Origin of the sequence: Rhodopirellula halodulae, assembly GCF_020966775.1 — a bacterium.
Lineage (GTDB): Bacteria > Planctomycetota > Planctomycetia > Pirellulales > Pirellulaceae > Rhodopirellula > Rhodopirellula halodulae.
This window is the reverse complement of the sequence record NZ_JAJKFV010000029.1, coordinates 1,066,642-1,083,147: the sequence shown is the minus strand read 5'-3', so window position 1 is coordinate 1,083,147 and position 16,506 is coordinate 1,066,642. Positions and strand designations below refer to the sequence as shown.

General features: G+C 56.0%; 14 protein-coding genes. 6 read left to right on the top strand and 8 right to left on the bottom strand.

What is annotated here, in order from left to right; translation table 11 throughout:
- The first annotated feature begins 35 nt into the window (after positions 1–35).
- The 4 genes from LOC70_RS17015 to LOC70_RS17000 all read left to right on the top strand — a co-directional run bounded on the left by LOC70_RS17015 (position 36) and on the right by LOC70_RS17000 (position 6,271).
- Positions 36–1,928: a S1C family serine protease gene (locus LOC70_RS17015; protein ID WP_230255189.1), complete on the top strand. Its 1,893-nt coding sequence runs from the start codon at positions 36–38 to the stop codon at positions 1,926–1,928.
- Between the two features lie 65 nt (positions 1,929–1,993).
- The gene (locus LOC70_RS17010; RefSeq protein ID WP_315857307.1) at positions 1,994–2,980 is read left to right on the top strand and encodes a S1C family serine protease; all 987 of its coding nucleotides are present in this window, start codon (positions 1,994–1,996) and stop codon (positions 2,978–2,980) included.
- On the top strand, positions 2,977–5,121 hold the full coding sequence (locus tag LOC70_RS17005) for a trypsin-like peptidase domain-containing protein (RefSeq protein WP_230255187.1): 2,145 nt from the start codon (positions 2,977–2,979) through the stop codon (positions 5,119–5,121). The genes LOC70_RS17010 and LOC70_RS17005 overlap by 4 nt, the downstream gene beginning before the upstream one ends.
- Before the next feature lie 133 nt (positions 5,122–5,254).
- Entirely contained in the window at positions 5,255–6,271 is a 1,017-nt protein-coding gene (locus LOC70_RS17000) for an esterase/lipase family protein (RefSeq protein WP_230255186.1), read from the top strand.
- Between the two features lie 19 nt (positions 6,272–6,290).
- Here LOC70_RS17000 and pepT read toward each other — a convergent pair whose 3' ends face one another.
- From pepT to LOC70_RS16980, 4 genes are all read right to left on the bottom strand, one after another.
- Positions 6,291–7,529, bottom strand: coding sequence for a peptidase T (gene pepT / locus LOC70_RS16995; RefSeq protein WP_230255185.1), 1,239 nt, complete (start codon positions 7,527–7,529; stop codon positions 6,291–6,293).
- Positions 7,526–8,164, bottom strand: coding sequence for a DUF3299 domain-containing protein (locus LOC70_RS16990; RefSeq protein ID WP_230255184.1), 639 nt, complete (start codon positions 8,162–8,164; stop codon positions 7,526–7,528). The genes pepT and LOC70_RS16990 overlap by 4 nt, the downstream gene beginning before the upstream one ends.
- Before the next feature lie 160 nt (positions 8,165–8,324).
- A complete protein-coding gene (locus tag LOC70_RS16985) occupies positions 8,325–9,002 on the bottom strand; it encodes a DUF4190 domain-containing protein (RefSeq protein WP_230255183.1) in 678 nt (225 codons plus the stop codon).
- A 252-nt stretch (positions 9,003–9,254) separates the two neighbouring features.
- Complete coding sequence (locus tag LOC70_RS16980; protein WP_230255182.1) at positions 9,255–10,274, bottom strand: sugar phosphate isomerase/epimerase family protein; 1,020 nt, start codon at positions 10,272–10,274, stop codon at positions 9,255–9,257.
- A gap of 486 nt (positions 10,275–10,760) precedes the next feature.
- On the opposite strand from LOC70_RS16980, the gene LOC70_RS16975 reads away from it, so the two are divergent.
- Positions 10,761–11,312: a hypothetical protein gene (locus tag LOC70_RS16975; protein WP_230255181.1), complete on the top strand. Its 552-nt coding sequence runs from the start codon at positions 10,761–10,763 to the stop codon at positions 11,310–11,312.
- A gap of 50 nt (positions 11,313–11,362) precedes the next feature.
- Here the strand turns inward: LOC70_RS16975 and LOC70_RS16970 are convergent, their stop codons facing one another.
- From LOC70_RS16970 to LOC70_RS16955, 4 genes are all read right to left on the bottom strand, one after another.
- A complete protein-coding gene (locus LOC70_RS16970) occupies positions 11,363–12,319 on the bottom strand; it encodes a sirohydrochlorin chelatase (protein WP_230255180.1) in 957 nt (318 codons plus the stop codon).
- Between the two features lie 134 nt (positions 12,320–12,453).
- Complete coding sequence (locus LOC70_RS16965; protein ID WP_230255179.1) at positions 12,454–12,834, bottom strand: heavy-metal-associated domain-containing protein; 381 nt, start codon at positions 12,832–12,834, stop codon at positions 12,454–12,456.
- A 211-nt stretch (positions 12,835–13,045) separates the two neighbouring features.
- Positions 13,046–14,455: a S41 family peptidase gene (locus LOC70_RS16960; protein WP_230255178.1), complete on the bottom strand. Its 1,410-nt coding sequence runs from the start codon at positions 14,453–14,455 to the stop codon at positions 13,046–13,048.
- A 79-nt stretch (positions 14,456–14,534) separates the two neighbouring features.
- The gene (locus LOC70_RS16955; protein ID WP_230255177.1) at positions 14,535–15,875 is read right to left on the bottom strand and encodes a sensor histidine kinase; all 1,341 of its coding nucleotides are present in this window, start codon (positions 15,873–15,875) and stop codon (positions 14,535–14,537) included.
- Between the two features lie 197 nt (positions 15,876–16,072).
- Here LOC70_RS16955 and LOC70_RS16950 point away from each other — a divergent pair, with 197 nt between their 5' ends.
- Positions 16,073–16,420 carry a hypothetical protein gene (locus LOC70_RS16950; RefSeq protein WP_230255176.1) on the top strand — a complete coding sequence of 116 codons (348 nt, stop codon included), beginning with the start codon at positions 16,073–16,075 and terminating at the stop codon, positions 16,418–16,420.
- Positions 16,421–16,506: the final 86 nt, after the last annotated feature.

Genomic DNA, 16,506 nt, shown 5'->3' with positions numbered 1-16,506 from the left:
CATCGCCTTTGATCCTTCATGCTTCACGATTCGCCATGCTTCTTCGCTGCTTCGGTTCCGCACTTTCGCGAATCGTTATCGCTTGCCTCGCAATATTGCCCGGGGCAACACAAGCGGATGATTCCAACGCGTTAACAGAACAAGAGCAGCGATGGATCGAAGAATTCGAGTCGGCTCGCGTCGAAGGCATCGCCAAAGCAAAGCAGTCCACCGTGATGGTCTTTGTCCCCGGTGGCGGTGGTGGTGGTAGCGGCGTATTGATCTCGCCGGAAGGATACGCACTGACCAACTTTCACGTCAGCAGCCCCGCGGGAACCTACATGCGATGCGGCTTGGCGGATGGCAAGGTGTACGACGCGGTCGTGGTTGGCATTGATCCTGTGGGCGACTTAGCACTCATTCAACTGCTGGGGCGAAACGATTTCTCGACCGCAAAATTCGTCCCAAGCCGTCGAGTGCAAGTCGGCGATTGGTGCTTCGCGATCGGCAATCCGTTCCTTCTGGCGACCAACCTGCAACCCACGGTCACTGCGGGGATCATCAGTGGCGTTCGACGTTACCAGTACCCCTCAGGAACTCTGCTGGAATACGGCAACTGCTTTCAAACGGATGCGTCGATCAACCCAGGAAACTCAGGTGGGCCTCTTTATGACAACCAGGGCGATTTGATCGGAGTCATCGGACGCGCATCCTTTGAAAAACGCGGACGGGTGAACGTTGGCGTGGGCTATGCGATATCCGGCGACCAAGCTCAAAACTTCTTGGGATGTTTGTTCAGCGGACGTATCGTTGATCACGCCACCTTGGGTGCTACCGTGGGCACCGACGAAGACGGCAGCGTTCGTGTCACCAACATTTTAAGTTCCAGTGACGCCTATCGTCGCGGGCTTCGATACGGCGACGAGATCATCGAAATCGATGGACAAGTCATTCAAACCGCAAACGATGTTCAAAACCTTCTTGCAACATTTCCCGCATCTTGGCGGATCCCCATCACGTATCGCCAAGAGGGACAAAGCATTGAAACCCTGGTTCGATTGGCGAGCGTTCACCGCGGCTCGGAACTGCTTCAGAAAATGAAATCGGCTTTGCCACCTCCGCCCCCCGCTCCGCCCAAGCCGATCGGTCCCGATAGCGAACGAGGTGACACTCCTAACCCGCAAAACAAACAGACACCGGATTCCGATCGCGAGGAGCCCTCAGACACGAAGGAAGACGCTCGCAAAGAAGTCATGCGAGATGCGGCGGGAGATCCCATTCCAGATGAGACCGCCAAACGCATTGAAATTCGCGAAGGCTATGCCAACTACTTCTACAATCGTTTGAAGCAGGATGGCTTCATCAATCGCTTGAGAAACAAGTTCCCCGGACAAGACGCAGGCCAATCAAGCTGGAAGTTATCAGGCCAGACCATCCCGGTGACGGCGGATCAGACCGCTTCGAAATTTGAATTGCTGCTTTCCAACGATGGCTATGAACTGATAATCGGCGACGAATCGGAACGCTTAACGCGCGGCGACGAACTGCTTCGAGTCGTCGATGAACAACGTGACGCGGGAATATTGGCATGTTTGCATGCACTGCAGCGAATGCTGAATTTGGGACCGGACAAATTTGGTGAGACATACTACTGGGGCACCATGCCGCTGGCCGGCGAACGACCGCTGCGAGATGTGACCGTTGCCGTTCACGCTGATTTGGAACATCGCTTCTTACAGCATCCAGAAACGGGACGACTCGAAGTCATTGAAGCCGTGGCCGGCACGGATACAGACCCCGCTGAACTTTGGTTTGAATCGAAGGAAGACCAGCTACCGCACCGCCTTCAACTGCGCTACGGACTGACCACCGTCTTGTCCTTAGAAATCACCGATTGGCAAATGCAATCGAACGAAAACTCAGCCGACAATTCTGACGAAGGGGCATGAGCATGAACTCCAAACCAAACGCGACCAACCGTCGCAAGTTCTCCCCTGTTCGCTCGCCCTTCATCATGGTTTTCTTGCTGATTGCGTTGCAATGTCACGTCACGGCTCATGCTCAGCCGTCAATGGCAAGACCCTCGGACCAAGTTCAACCGAAGATGGTCAAGATCTACGGGGCGGGCGGGTTGTCCGGCTTGGAAGCCTACCAAAGTGGCTTTCTGGTTTCCCCCGCGGGCCACATCGCGACCGCATGGAGCTACGTCTTGGACGTGGATCCTGTGGTGATACTGCACGATGGACGCAGATTTGAATCAACCATTGTCGGATTCGAACCTTCACTGGAGTTGGCAGTGCTGAAAGTGGAGGCCGATGGGCTGCCTTTCTTCACGTTTTCTGACCAGGAAGATCTGAATTGGGGTGATCCCGTTTTGGCGGTGAGCAACCTCTTCGGTATCGCCACTGGCAATGAAACCGCAAGCGTCATGCAGGGGCGTGTCGCGGCAAGAACGAACTTGGATGCTCGACGAGGCACCTTCCAAACGCCATATCGCGGAGAAGTCTTGCTGCTCGATCTGGTGGCCAACAACCCTGGTGCCGCGGGCGGCGCGTTGGTCGATCCCAACGGAGCGATCTTGGGGATGTTAGGCAAAGAACTGCGAGACCGAAAAACCGGCGTCTGGTTGAACTACGCCATCCCGGCGAGCGTTCTCAAAAAACCCATCGGTGACATCATTGCTGGGCGGAAAACCACCTTGCCTGACGAGAGTGATCCACTGCTTGCTCGGGAGAAATCTCATTCGCCGGACAGTTTGGGGATTGGACTCATTCCCGATGTCCTTGAAAACACACCCGCGTACATTGACTTCATTCAGACCGGTTCATCGGCATCCAAAGTGGACCTGCGTCCCGATGACTTGATCGTTTTGATCAATGGACGAAGAGTCGCTCATCAACGTGCACTTCGTGACCAACTTCGGCGAATTGATCGACGCGATTCTGTCACGCTCATCGTGCAACGCGGTAATGAGATCCTTGAGCGAGTGGTGCGACCATGAGATTGATTTCCACAACCAACGCACATTTCTGTTGTTCATCTCGCATGCAGAACGATCCCATCGCCTCTGAGCAATCTCAGCTTGTTCGCCAGCGATTGAAAGACGAGTGGCTCAGCCGCTTTACAACGAGAGTGCTACTCCTATGCTGCATTTTGCCGCTGTTTTCCCCTGCCGCGTTCACGCAAGATCCAACCGCGTCTCAGTACCAACGCACTCTCGCGAAAGCGGTCCGGAAAATCGCGAGCGAAACGCTGAACTCGGTCGTGACCATTGAGGTAATCGGCGTGATGCAGGCTGATGGAGAAGTCCGTCAAGACGCCCCGACGTCCGGCGTCGTGGTCGATGCGGATGGACACATCCTTGCCTCGTCGTGGGTGACGAAGAGCAATTCTGCCAGCATCATCGTGATCGCTCCGGATGGACAACGTTACCCAGCTTCGATTGTCGCGCGAGATGAACACCGTGACCTCGTGCTGCTGAAAGTTGCAGCAACGGATGCGTCGTGGACACCTGTAACTTTCGCGAATTCCGAACCGACCGAAGATCGCATTGGCGAGACTTTGATCGCCGTTGCCAGATACGGCGAGTCGAACACGCCGATGGTCAGCACGGGAATTCTGTCTGCCACCGGTCGTTTGGACGGCACGTCGCTGCAAACGGACGCCAGGATTTCACCAGCCTTCTACGGCGGTCCACTGTTGGACTTGAAAGGGCGATTCCGCGGCGTAGTGATTCCGGCGGTCGGCGAAGGCGGGGCGGAAGACCCAACGGCTTGGTACGACTCGGGCATCGCTTTCGCAGTTCCCAGCAGCATCATTTCAACGAAACTCGATCGATTGAAAAACGGTGAAACGATCCAGCCCGGAGTCCTCGGCTTCGTGATCGCAGGTTCCGATCCGTACGCCGACGGAACCCGGCTCAGCGTTGTCCGCAAACGTTCGCCTGCTGACAAAGCCGGTTTGCGGGTTGGCGATGTGTTGAAGAGTATCGGTGGAAAGCCCGTCCGCCGTCGTCAAGAAATCAAACTGGCACTTGGTCCCTTTGATGCCGGCGAAGAGATCACGATTGAATATGAACGTGAGGGCGAAGTCCAAACGACGCAAGCCACCATGATCGCTTCGATTCCTCCGCTGCAGCCTCAGTTCATTGGCTTGCTGGCGACCGAAAAGGCCGCCGCTGACGAGATTCCCGAAGCTTCGACCGCCGACTCCGATTCGGAACCTAGTAGCGTGAGTACGGTCGAGGTCGTCGTGACCGGAACGCTAAAGGGATCTCCGGCCGATGGAATTTTCCAAACGAACGACACCTTGCTCGAGATGGATGGATCCGCGATCAACGACCTCAGCACGCTCCGTCAACGTGTGTGGGCGTCAGAGCCTGACCAACCAATCAACTTCCAACTTCTTCGCGAAGGCGAAACCAAGACGGTCGATGTAAAACCAATCTTGCTCGACGGATCCTTGACACGGCTGCAACTGGAAAAGCAGACCTCCGATGCGACCGAAACCTGGGAGACAGAAACGCTGCAGCTGCCCGACATCACCAACGCAGCTGCACTCTGGTTCCCGAAACGAACCGTTGACGCCGACGCGGCTGACTCGTCCGAAAACGCCGCCGTGCCTTTGGCGGTTTTGTTGGTGCCACCCAAAGATCGCGATCCGGCCAAAATACTCGAATCATGGAAAGAAATCACTCGCCAGAGATCCGTCGCGGTTTGCGTGATCTGCAGTGAATCGGATGAACAATGGCGTCCGACCGAGATCGATGCGATTTCCAAACTAACCGCCGCTTCGTTGAAGCGTTTTGATTCCAATGCCTCTTCCGTTGCCCTGATTGGTGGTGGTGCCTTCACGATGTCAGAGGAAGACAACCCCGCCGACTCAATGGCATTAGCAGCATCGCTTTCGACCGAAAATGTCTTTGCCGGTGTCGCCATTTCCAACCAAACGCAACCTCCCGCAGTTCGGCTTCGCAAAGATGGTCCCCCGCGTTTACTCCGCGTGCTGATTCCACTTCCACCGGAAGCGGAGGTCCCGTTCTGGGCAGAAACGCTTCGTCGGATCGGATGCCCGCTGCAAACCAGCCCCACCTTGAACCGCGAATTGTGCCTCCAATGGACGCGTTCACTGTTGGCGATGTAGGCCGAATGTCTTGGTTGGTGAAAGCCGACGAAGAAAAATCCCCAAAAAGCACCGTTCACTGCGCAGCGATTCGGAGTCGACGGTCACTGGTTTAGAAGCAGCCCAATCTCAGCTCTCTCAGCCAGACACTCTCATGAATTTCCTTCAACGAACTTCGCTGTACGCTAAAACAACGATCAAAAAGTGGTTGACGAGTCAAAAGACTCGCCGAGTCGCAGTGGCCGGTGCACTGACGGTGTTCGGGATTGCTGGGCTGCATCGATGGACCGGATTTTCTACGAGCACGACCATGGCACAGAACATCAACGTCCCGCTTCCCACCATGGGTGGGGCTCAGCTTTGGACCGATCACTTGCACCGTCGAGGATACCGAATTCAACAAAACGCACTGACCAAGCACTGGCGACTGTTGGACCCAAAGAATGTCCGCCGAGCTTGGGGAAGCCGCAGCGACGTGCAAACCGCCCTCGACGCGATTGAACCCGCCGCTCCCGCCCCGAGCGATCGGCCCGTGGTTGTTCTGCTGCACGGATTGATGCGAACGGACCACTGCATGAAGTCACTGGAATCTCAATTCCATGACGCTGGCTTCGACCAGACCATCCGATTTGGTTACGCCAGCACTCGTGGATCGCTCGCCGAGTCAGCAACAGCACTGAGAGAAGTCCTCGAGAGCCAATCCCCCGAAGCCGAATTCGCCTTTGTAGGTCACAGCATGGGCAACATCGTGACGCGTCATCTGATCGGCGATCTGCAAGCCAATGGAGACCCTAAGAACTTGCTGCCGCGATTTCGCTCGATGGTCATGCTTGGGCCACCCAACCACGGCGCCGCCATTGCTCGTCGCTTGGGACCAACCGGTGTGTTCGGCTTGGTGGCCGGCCCTGGAGCCATGGAATTGGGTTCACGCTGGGTGGAAGTCGAATCCAAATTGGCAACGCCCGACTTTCCATTCGCGATCGTGGCGGGCAACGTGAAAACACCGGTCGCGAATCCGTTGGTGGATGGCAAGGGCGACTTTGTTGTCAGCTTGGAAGAAGCCAAGCTCAACGGTGCCGAAACGGTTCACGAAGTCCCTGTGCTCCACTCGTTCTTGATGGATGAACCGGACGTCCAATCGTGGACGATCCATTTCGTCGAGCAACACTGAACCAATCAACTCATTTGGCTCAGCAACGTTTCTCGCTCCACAGTTGCAGCAGTTCGACCAAATGCTTCGTCGCCAAAACCATCTCATCCAAATTCGCGAATTCCAACACGCTGTGGATGTTGTGTTGCCCGCTAGAAAGATTAGGAGTCGGCAGCCCCATCTCGGTCAGTTGGCTTCCGTCCGTCCCGCCGCGAATGATCGCTTGTTTCGAATCAACACCGATCTTCGTGAACGCCTCTTCCGCCAACGAGATCGATTCTGGCAACTTCGCCAATCCATCACCTAGGTTGCGATATTGCCGACGCCGGGTGATGTCCACTTTCATTCCAGGCCACGCGGCCACCGCATCGTGAGCCAGTTTGGTGACGGTCTCGGAATAGGTGTCCAATTGCTCGCTATCAAAGGACCGAAGAATCAACTCCACGCGAGTTTGCCCCACACCGCCGACGATATCGTGCAAGTGAATGAATCCTTCACGCCCGTCTGTGGTTTCCGGAGTCTGATTGTCCCGCGGAAGTGACGCCGCGAAATCACTCGCGGCACGAAGCGAGTTAACCATCCGCCCCTTTGCGATGGCGGGATGAATGTTGTGACCTTGAAAAATCAACGTCATGGCATCGGCCGAAAAGGTTTCGACATCGATCACACCATGCCCGCCCCCATCAATCGTGTAAGCCACCGTCGCGTCGAGTCGCTCCAAATCAAGCTTTTCGGTTCCACGTCCCACTTCCTCGTCGCAGGTCATCACCACGCGAACCGGACCGTGCGCGAGCGATGGATTCTCGACCAGCGTTTGCGCCAATTCCATGATGATCGCGACACCGGCTTTGTCGTCACCACCTAGCAGCGTTGAACCATCCGTCGTCACCAACGTTTGTCCGACCATGTCCTTCAAATCGGGACAGCCGTCCACGGTGATCGAGTTCCCGTGCGGCAACGGCAAATCGCCTCCCGGGTAAGATTGCACGACCTGAGGATTGACCGATTCACTGGGTGCCTCGGGCGAGGTATCCATGTGAGCTACCAAGGCGACCGTGGGCAGATTCCCTTCGACCGTTGCCGGCACCGTCGCGATGACGACCGCGTGTTCATCCATCGAGACATCGTCCAAACCCATCGCACGCAGTTCTTCGGCCAACAAACTTGCCAATTCGCGTTGTCGTTCTGAACTGGGGTAGGCTGCGGATTGCGGATCCGCTGCTGTATTGATTTTGACGTAACGTAGGAAACGCTCGAGCAATCGATCCGTCTGAATCATCGAACACGCAGCCCTTCAATGCGGAAAATTGCCAAGTGCGATGCACCGTCAGGGCCTTTTCCGCCGGGGTAGCGGTACGTCTTGGTATCCAAAACAAACTTTCCTTCCACCGTAACCGGACGTGGAACAAAGTCCGTTGTGCGCCCCGGCTGCATCTCGATCATGACGCAGTCAAACAACGCGGCCCCGGGACCAAAACAGCATTCCTGGTTGTCACGTACCAGTACAAACTGATCGATGTCTGTTTCTTTGTACAACGTGCTTGGCAGCATGTAGCCACGCAGGCGAACGTTGCGACCATCCAGGAATTTGATTTCCTTGGTCAACTTTTCTTTGTCGAAAACCTCGCCCTTCTGAATTTCAAACGTTAAGTCGTCAAACGTGATGTCGCCTTTGGCCAGATCAGCCGGGCTGCTTTTGCGAATTTCGACTTTCTCGCGTCCGTTCGCATCACCTCGCATCGCGGCGCGGCGTTGTTCGATGATCGAACGCGCCGTTGCGGTACGCTCTTCCTGCGTCGTCTCTTGCGAAGCTTCATCAGCCGAAACCGCCAGAGTCGAAAATGCTCCTCCCGCAGATCCGAGCATCAGCATCCACGCGATTGCCGCACGTGTGGTTGGCAATTGAGTTTTCATCTGACGAGCGTCCATCTGGTGTGAGTTGATCGTTCGTGAAGCATTGGTCCAAGCGTTTGGGACCACATCCTAGCAACTCCCACCGCCAAACGCCCACCGCATTTCCACTCAACGCGGCGTGCCGCCTCGCAACCCCGCAATCGTCAGGACGACCAACAGATCATTCGTATTGGTCGACTCGGATTTTGTAGAACATCGAATTCTTGAAGTCGTCCTTCGACTGTGGAATTCGGTTGACTCGGAAGGTTCCGGCCAACTTGCGTTTGGTCAAACCGGCTCGCACCGATTCGCCTGGCGGAAGCGTCACCTCAATCATGTCGCTGCTGCGCGGATCTCCGCCAAAACAGCAGGTTCCCAAATCTGGAACCAGCACAAATTGCCGGAGCATTCCACTTCCGCTGCTGGGGTGAATGTACCCCTTCAAGAAAATAGCATCGCCGTCGATGGACAAGGCGTCTTCTGTCGGCTGATCCGGTCCGTTGGGCTCCGCTTGCAACTTGTAAAACGCAACGCGTTCGTACCCGTCGGGGACTTCAGTCAAGTAAGTGTAGGTGTGGAACCCGATGCCGCCAACGAACAGCAGCAAACATCCGACCAACCCAAATTTCGCGACTCCCGCCCCGCTGTACTCGTCGGGATATCGACGAATGGCTCGCAGAGCCACAATTGCGGCCAAAATGCCGGGAACGGCCAGCACCAACATGGGGGAAAAGGTCCCCATCAGCCCTGGCAGGGCGAGCCCCAAAAACACCAACGATGCGATCGAACCGCGATTGATTGCTTTGTATGGAAATTCAGCAGCGTCAGCGGCCCCTGTAAACTGAACTTCAGCGGACATAACCCAGATCCAATTCGTGACAATACAAAGATGGAAGAGAAGGAGAACCGGTGATGCTACGGCCAGGACCGCCGAGGGGTTCGGACCGAATCGAACCGATCCGGACTTGCCAATTCAACGCCGAGGACACCAGCTTCGCCAGTGGGCAAGGTCGCCCATCCGACCCCTTATCGCTTCCGGCAATGGACGCAACCGACCAAATCTTGCCGTTCTGAAACCAAACGGCAAGAGCTTTTGCGGTGGCTTCTCAACCTAGGCGAACGCCTCACGCAGCATGGCGAGGCTCTTGGGAATCGCGGTTTCGTGAGCCTCGCTGCCTTCGAATTCCAGGCAGATGTAACCGCGGTAGTCGACCGAACGAAGGGTTTTCGCGACTCGATCGTAGTCGATCTCAAGCGAGTACCAGGTGCCGCCACCGAAGTAGGTTTTGGCCTGCACGAACACGGCTTCAGGGGCCAGTTTCTGATACTGCTCGTACTGGTCTTCCAGAAAATTGCCCGTGTCCAAGGTCGCTCGCAACCAGGGCGAATCCACCTCACGAATGACACGCAAGACTCCGTCCGCCGTTCGCCCAAGTCCCCAGTGGTTCTCCAGCCCCATGACGACCCCGCATTTTTCGGCCGTCGCCAAACACTTCTCAAACCCGTCTCGCACCCAGCCGAATCCTTGTTCGTCGGTGTAGCCCTCCAGCGTTGGTTCAATTCCCTTGTTCGCCATCAACTCATCGAAACTGCCAGAGGTCCCCCAGCGGCCCGTATTCACTCGGATGGTCGGGATCCCCATCGCATAGGCGAGCTCGATGCAATGAATCGTGTGATCAATGTTCTTTTGACGCTCGGCCGCATCCGGAGACACGAACGATTGATGAGTCGACATTCCGCAAAGGCTCAATCCATTGCGAAACGCCCGTTGCTTGATTCGCTGAAGGGCGGCGGGCGATTCATCGGTCATTTGAACGTGCAGCACCTCGACCGCGTCAAAACCGGCATCAGCCGCCAAATCGATGCATTCCTCGATCGTCAACTTGCTGTCCTCGCGATATCGCCAATAGGAATAGGTCGATACGGCGATTGGATTGGGACGGCGTTTCGAATCCGCCCCATTGGATTCCACCTCTTGCGATGCAAGCTGATCCGGTTTTAACAAACCACCCGCGGTCCCCGCAGCGAGCCCCGCCAGTGTGGTTTGCTTCAGCCAGCGGCGACGGCTGCCCTCCTTACATGTGGAACGTGCTTTTTGGTGTTGGAATGATTGGTTGTCGGCGAATGTCATGGATGGACCTTTGTTGCGATCGTCTTGGTTTTTTCGCGGGTTTCTCAAGCTGTGATTGCGGAGCTCTGCCAGATCTTTGCCAGACTCTGCTCAATGACATGCGGTTCATCGCGGTGGGGGCGTCGAGTCCTTAGTCACTTGTCGATGGCTCCATTGTAGCGCTGACGGGCGCAGGACACACGCTTCGCTGTTTCACGTCCCGTCGTTTCACGGCCAGATGCCGATGCGAACCAGAAAACCAGATGCCGGCGACAGCGATTGGAGCTCTGAAACGTGGTAAATCGTGACGTTCGTATCGATCAAGACACTCATCGCCTGGCAAAAAAGCGTGGACTTCACCGTTTTGACTCAATTCTAGATTGAGCGTCGAGCCGGCCTGGATAGCTTGGAAGGGTCGACGCGAGTCGCATCGACGCAAATCAAAACGGAGTGCGGGACGCGGGTCCCGGTCACAAGTGACAATCAACGGACGAAGGGTACTAGGACATGAGTGAAACGAGTCAGCCGATGATCGACGAGGTGGATTTGATTCTCACCAACGCTCGACTGCGAGACGAGCTGGAACCGTATCGAGATGAGTCCATCGACGATCCGACCACGCGCAGCATGCCGCTCCAACAAGAGAACGAGTACCTCGCTTCCATTCTCGCTTGGGAACGTGCCCCTGCACTGGCGATCGCTCATTGGTTTGATCCGCCGCTGCAAATTCCTTCGCCGGACTCGATGGACGATTCAGCACTCGCCGATGAATTGCGTCAAACAATCCAGAAACTTCACTCGCAGAACATCAAACTCACCTACACCGATCACTTGTCGGATCGCGAACTGTACCGAGTGATCTATCGCGACATTCTGCCCGCCTGCGAAAAGAAGATCGACGTTCCCGGCAAATGTTTGGAATGGCGTTGCTTGGATGATAACGACACGTACCTGACGTATTACGCGACGCCCGTCGAACGACGGCGTTACCAAGAAGAGCACCAGGCGGAATTGCCAAAGGCCAAACGCCCCCGACATCGTCGACGACTTCCCGACTGATTCATCGAGCTTTCGAGTTGGCCATTAACAACGCGAGACGAAGTGCGAGCTCAAACGATTTGAACGCGGTGATTCACCACCTCTTCGACGCGAGCCAAAATCGCGTCCGCGACCTCTTTCACCGGCCCCAGATACCGCGAAACGACGAATTCGATTTCGTCGAATTCATCCCCGGCCTCTTCCGTTTGACGCACGATGGCATCGTAGAGCCGCCCTGAAAACAACAGGTGAGGCTGCACGATGATCCGGTCAAAACGGCCACTCTTTCCGATGCGTCGCAACGTATCAGGCAAACGAGGTTCAGCCATCGCGTAAAACGTCGTCGCCACGCTCTCCGAGGAAAGCGACGCCGCATCTGCCAAAGACAGACCAGCGGCCGAACGATTCTCAATTTCGTCGATCACCGGTTTTCCGCGAAGTGCAACTTCCGTCAGCAATCGCATGTCCGAACTCGCGCACGGATCCAGGCTTCCACGCCCAACCATCACCACTGCGGTTCGCTTCTCAAGCTTCGGATCATTGGAAGGCTGGTTGATGCCCAATGACTCGACCAGTCGATTGCGAACCAAACGAATCAGTTCGGATTGCCGAGACAAAGGCCGACTGAATCCGGAAATCCGATCCAGCGTGCCGGTGATTTCCGCGACTCGCCGAATCTCATCTGGGATATCGGATTTGGCATGTCCCGCAGCGAACAAAAGCAAAGGCGCGATGACGATGCGGCCCGCTCCCGCATCGATCAGATTTCGCCAACCTTCTTCGATCGTGGGCGATTGAAACTCCAACAAACAAGGTTGGACGATCGATCGCATTGCGAAGCGGTGGGACATCCGCTCGGCAAGCTTCTCGCCAAGTTGGAAAAACTCTTCCGTCCCACGTGGGTCGCGAGTCCCATGCCCGACCAAAAGTACGCCACAAACTTCGCCGGTCTTTGATTCCGCGTTTACGTCCGCATGAAAGGACGTTTCACTATCAGCGTTCCTTGCGGAAGACGGTGACTCACTCACGTATTCGTCCTCCGGTCAACGATCATTTCCCGATTCAACTCAGCCAATGCAACGCCGCCCGCGGAATGATTCACAGGGGCATCGGACCGGCAGCGAACCACCGGCCGGTGCATCACTATGTTGAGGCGGAAAGCCTACTGAACCTTTTGTGCGGATGAGAAACCTTCTTTGTGGAGATCCGCCAGGGCCGCGGTCACATCGAAACCCGAATCGTACTTGACGACGACTTTCTTGACGGTCAACGCATTGGGGTCGGGCTGGTCGACCAAAACCACTTCGCTGACGGCATCGTTTTTCTGCAAGGTTTCCTGGACTCGCGGGAAACAAGCGAATTGGCAGTGCATTTCAGGCACTTCCAACGTCAGCGAGCCCGCTTCGGCCATCACTTCCGGCGTCGCCACGACGGCGGTTGCGGGTTCGGCCGATTCAACCGGTCCGTCCTTTGGTGACGAGGAAATCGCAACCATGATTCCAACAGCAGCCAAAGCAGCAACGACGTAAACAATCGATTTCATTGGAGAAAACTCAACAACGGGTGGGAGGGGATCCGCGGCGGGACCGTCAAATGCGAGAGCGACAGCAAAACGGACGGACGTTTCAGACCGATCAAGCAGTTTAGCTGAACTCGGGCCGGTCGCCCGCGCACGTTTTGAATCAGCTTACTGAATCAGCTTAACAGTGCCTCAATCAACTTATCAACGCACGCTCGGCACTCACAACCGCCTTCTACGCAGCTGCGGCAACGGGAGTTTCCTGATCCGACGAGCGAATCGCCTCCACCGCCTTGCGAAGCGGTGCGTCCAAGTCCCAGGCAGATCGAATGGGTGTGTTTTCAGCCTCACCATCCACCGATTTTTCGCGGTCGGCCTCACCGTTTTCGGAGTCAACGCTCGACGAACGATCGGTCGATGCGGAAGATTCAATTGCATTGGCACTGGAAAGTTTCAAAGACGGGTAAGAGGCTTCCTCCCAGAACTTGGCCAAGCGCGGTAAATCCTCTTCCGCGATTTCCGCTTCCATTCCTTCGTCTGGGGAAACGCCCCACTCGTCTTCTTCCGTGTCGTCGATTCCGCGATGAATATTTCGATCACTCGGTCGGTAATACTTCGCGACCGTCAATCGCAATGCACTGCGACCGTATTCCAACGGCAGGATGTTTTGAACGGTGCCTTTGCCATAGCTCCGCATCCCAACAATGGTCGCCCGTTGGTGATCTTGCAGAGCCGCCGCAACGATCTCACTGGCACTCGCCGAATGTTCGTCAATCAAAATTGCCACCGGCAAATTCGCGGGAACCAATATTCCTTCGGTCGCATACACCTCCTCTTCAATGACGCCACCGCGAGTCTTCGTACTCACGATTTTGCCGCGACTGAGAAACATGTCGCACACGTCAACGGCGGCCGTCAGCAAACCGCCACCGTTGCCACGCAGATCCAAGATCAACCCCGACACATCGGGCTCGGGCATCAATCGCGACAGCACCGCACGAAGCTCGTTGACGGTCTTGTCACCGAAGCTGGTCATCCGCGCGTACACGATGTCCGGATGTTGCTTCAGACGATACACCCAGCGATCTTCCTCATCGCGATGATCCCCGATCACCGATTCCAATTGAATGGTGTCTCGCTGCACCGTCAGCTTCTCATCATCTTCCCCGCGACGCACCAACAATCGAACCGTGGTGCCAATGGGGCCTCGCAATCGTTCACTGACCGACCGAATGTCCATGTCGCCGACATACTCCCCGTCCACCTCAATGATTTGGTCCCCGGGCAACAAACCGGCTTGCAGTGCGGGTGAACCGACCAAGGGAGTGATCACACGAACGGGCGAGCCTTCTTCGGGTTGATCGACAAAGATGCCGATCCCCGCGAATTCTTGTTGGATCGTGTCCTGAAAGGCTTGGTAGCTGACCGGCGGAATGTATTCGCTATGCTGATCCAACTTGGAGGTCATTCCGCCCATCGCGGAAGTCAGCAATTCCCGTCGATCCACTGGTTCCACGTAAAAGCGATCGATCATCTCCAACGCTTCGCCAACCATCATCGCGGTCCGTGTCCGCAGGTGCATCAAGTAGCACGCAAAGGAGATGACCATCACGGTGCAAAGCAACGTCAGATTTCGCGGGAGCATAGCGTCAACCGGAGGAGAATGAATGACAAGTGTCCCTCATCCTATCAAGTCCGACCAGCAGCTCTACCGTCGGTTCGACTCAGACGCGATTCAGTTCGGCCGAAGCGACCGCCGGAAGACGGACACGGAAGCAGGAACCTTGTCCCGGCACGCTTTCAAGAGACACCTCGCCATCTTGAGCCTGCGTCAAGTGCTTCACGATTGCCAGCCCCAATCCCGTTCCGCCCTTTCCGGATTCTTCGTTGCGGCTGCCGCGATAGAACCGTTCAAACACGCGTTGATGTTCTGAACAGGGAATCCCAACGCCCGTGTCTTCGACCGCCAATACCCAACGGTCGGCATCCTCTTCAATCGACACGCGCACTTCGCCACCAGCCGGCGTGTAGCGAATCGCATTGCCGATCAAATTATTCGCGATTGTGAGAGTCGCTTCGCGGTCGGCGATGATTTTGGCCTTTCCCGGAAAGACTTCAGGCACCAATTCCAAATCGTTTGCGATGGCCACCGGCTCGTAGGTCCGAATGGCATCCTCCACGATCTCCGTCAACGAAACGCTCGACAGGTGCAAGTTAGCGGGACCGGACTGAGCCCGAGCCAACTGCATCATCTCGTGGACCAAACGTTCCAATCGCAAACACTGAGACGTGATTTGCTTCATGAAATGCAGTGCCGCGTCGGGGTCGTCTTGGACCGCCAACTCGACCGTCTCGGCGTATCCTTTGATCGCAGCCAGAGGCGTCTTCAGCTCATGCGACACATTCGCAATGAATTCTCGCCGCATTTCCTCGACTCGACGAGACTCCGTTTCGTCACGTAAAGACAATTGCAAGTTGGGTTCTTCGCCGGTGTCGATCAAGTCAACTCGCACCCGCAAAGGACGTATGGTTCCTTGGTCGTGAACCTCCACCGTGAACTCTTGCGGTTGATGTTCTTTCACGGCGGACCGAATGGAAGCCAACAACTGTGGCACTCGCACCAATTCCGTGAAGCAACGTCCCAGCAACGCGTCTCGTTTTTTCAGTCCCAACAACCTCACCGCCGACGGATTGATCAACAGAACCGAGAAGTCTTTGCTGAGCACGATGACGCCGTCGCTCAACTGCAACAACGCCGATGCGTTCTGGCGAGTTTCCGCATGCAGGCACCGCAAACGTTCCTGCCACTTCTGAACTTCTTCGTTGCTGTCGCGAACGAACGCGGAGACGGCGTCATCCTGTTGCGAACTGTGCCAATGTCGAAAGACGAGCAGCAACCCGATGATCACCAAGCTGACCAATCCGACCAGCCAACTGGATGCTCCCGCCACGACCATCACCAAAATCAAAACCATCCCGGCGATGGCGGGGCCGAACGAGCGGATCGGCGACTGCGAAAAGCAAATGGGCGACGGGCGTAGGCGAGCGTCCTGTTTCATTAACATGTCTGTGTCCACGATGAATCGCGGGATTTCAATGGCTGGTTGTTTCTCAATCCATTAACAGCCATGCTGAAATGGCCGTTCGCAGCCATGCTGAACTGGCTGCTCGTCGCAAGCACGTCGATCCATCCAGGCACCGCCAAACGTGACAGTTTAAACGCCGGACTCAGGTCTCGGCAGTTTCGAAAATAGAATATTCAATGAAGCTTTCTGATTCCCAGCAAGGATCTCGCCCGGGTGGCGATCGCGCGGGTGCGACCCCCGAAGAATCAGAACGCATCGGATCCCACTCGATTCCTCTGGCCGACATCGCCGGAGGATGCCTGACCACGCTCGGTTCCGTTGGTCTGTCGTGCGGTTTATTGTTGATCAACGGTGCCTTCGTCATGGCTTGTTTGTCGGCACTCGCCGCTGCGGGCGTGAAATGGTTCGAGAATGAAAAGCTCAGCCAGTTCTGTTTGTTCGCCGGCCCCGTCGCGCTGTTGATCATTCAGTGGATGATGCTCGATTACCTTCGCTTTCTCTGGCGTCGACGTCACGCGGGCTAACTTTGCGGCTCACCCAACCAGCGGCGTTCGCAAGGGAAACTCCCTCGTCCGTGGCAGGGCACCACCGTCCGAGGGTGTGACTGAAG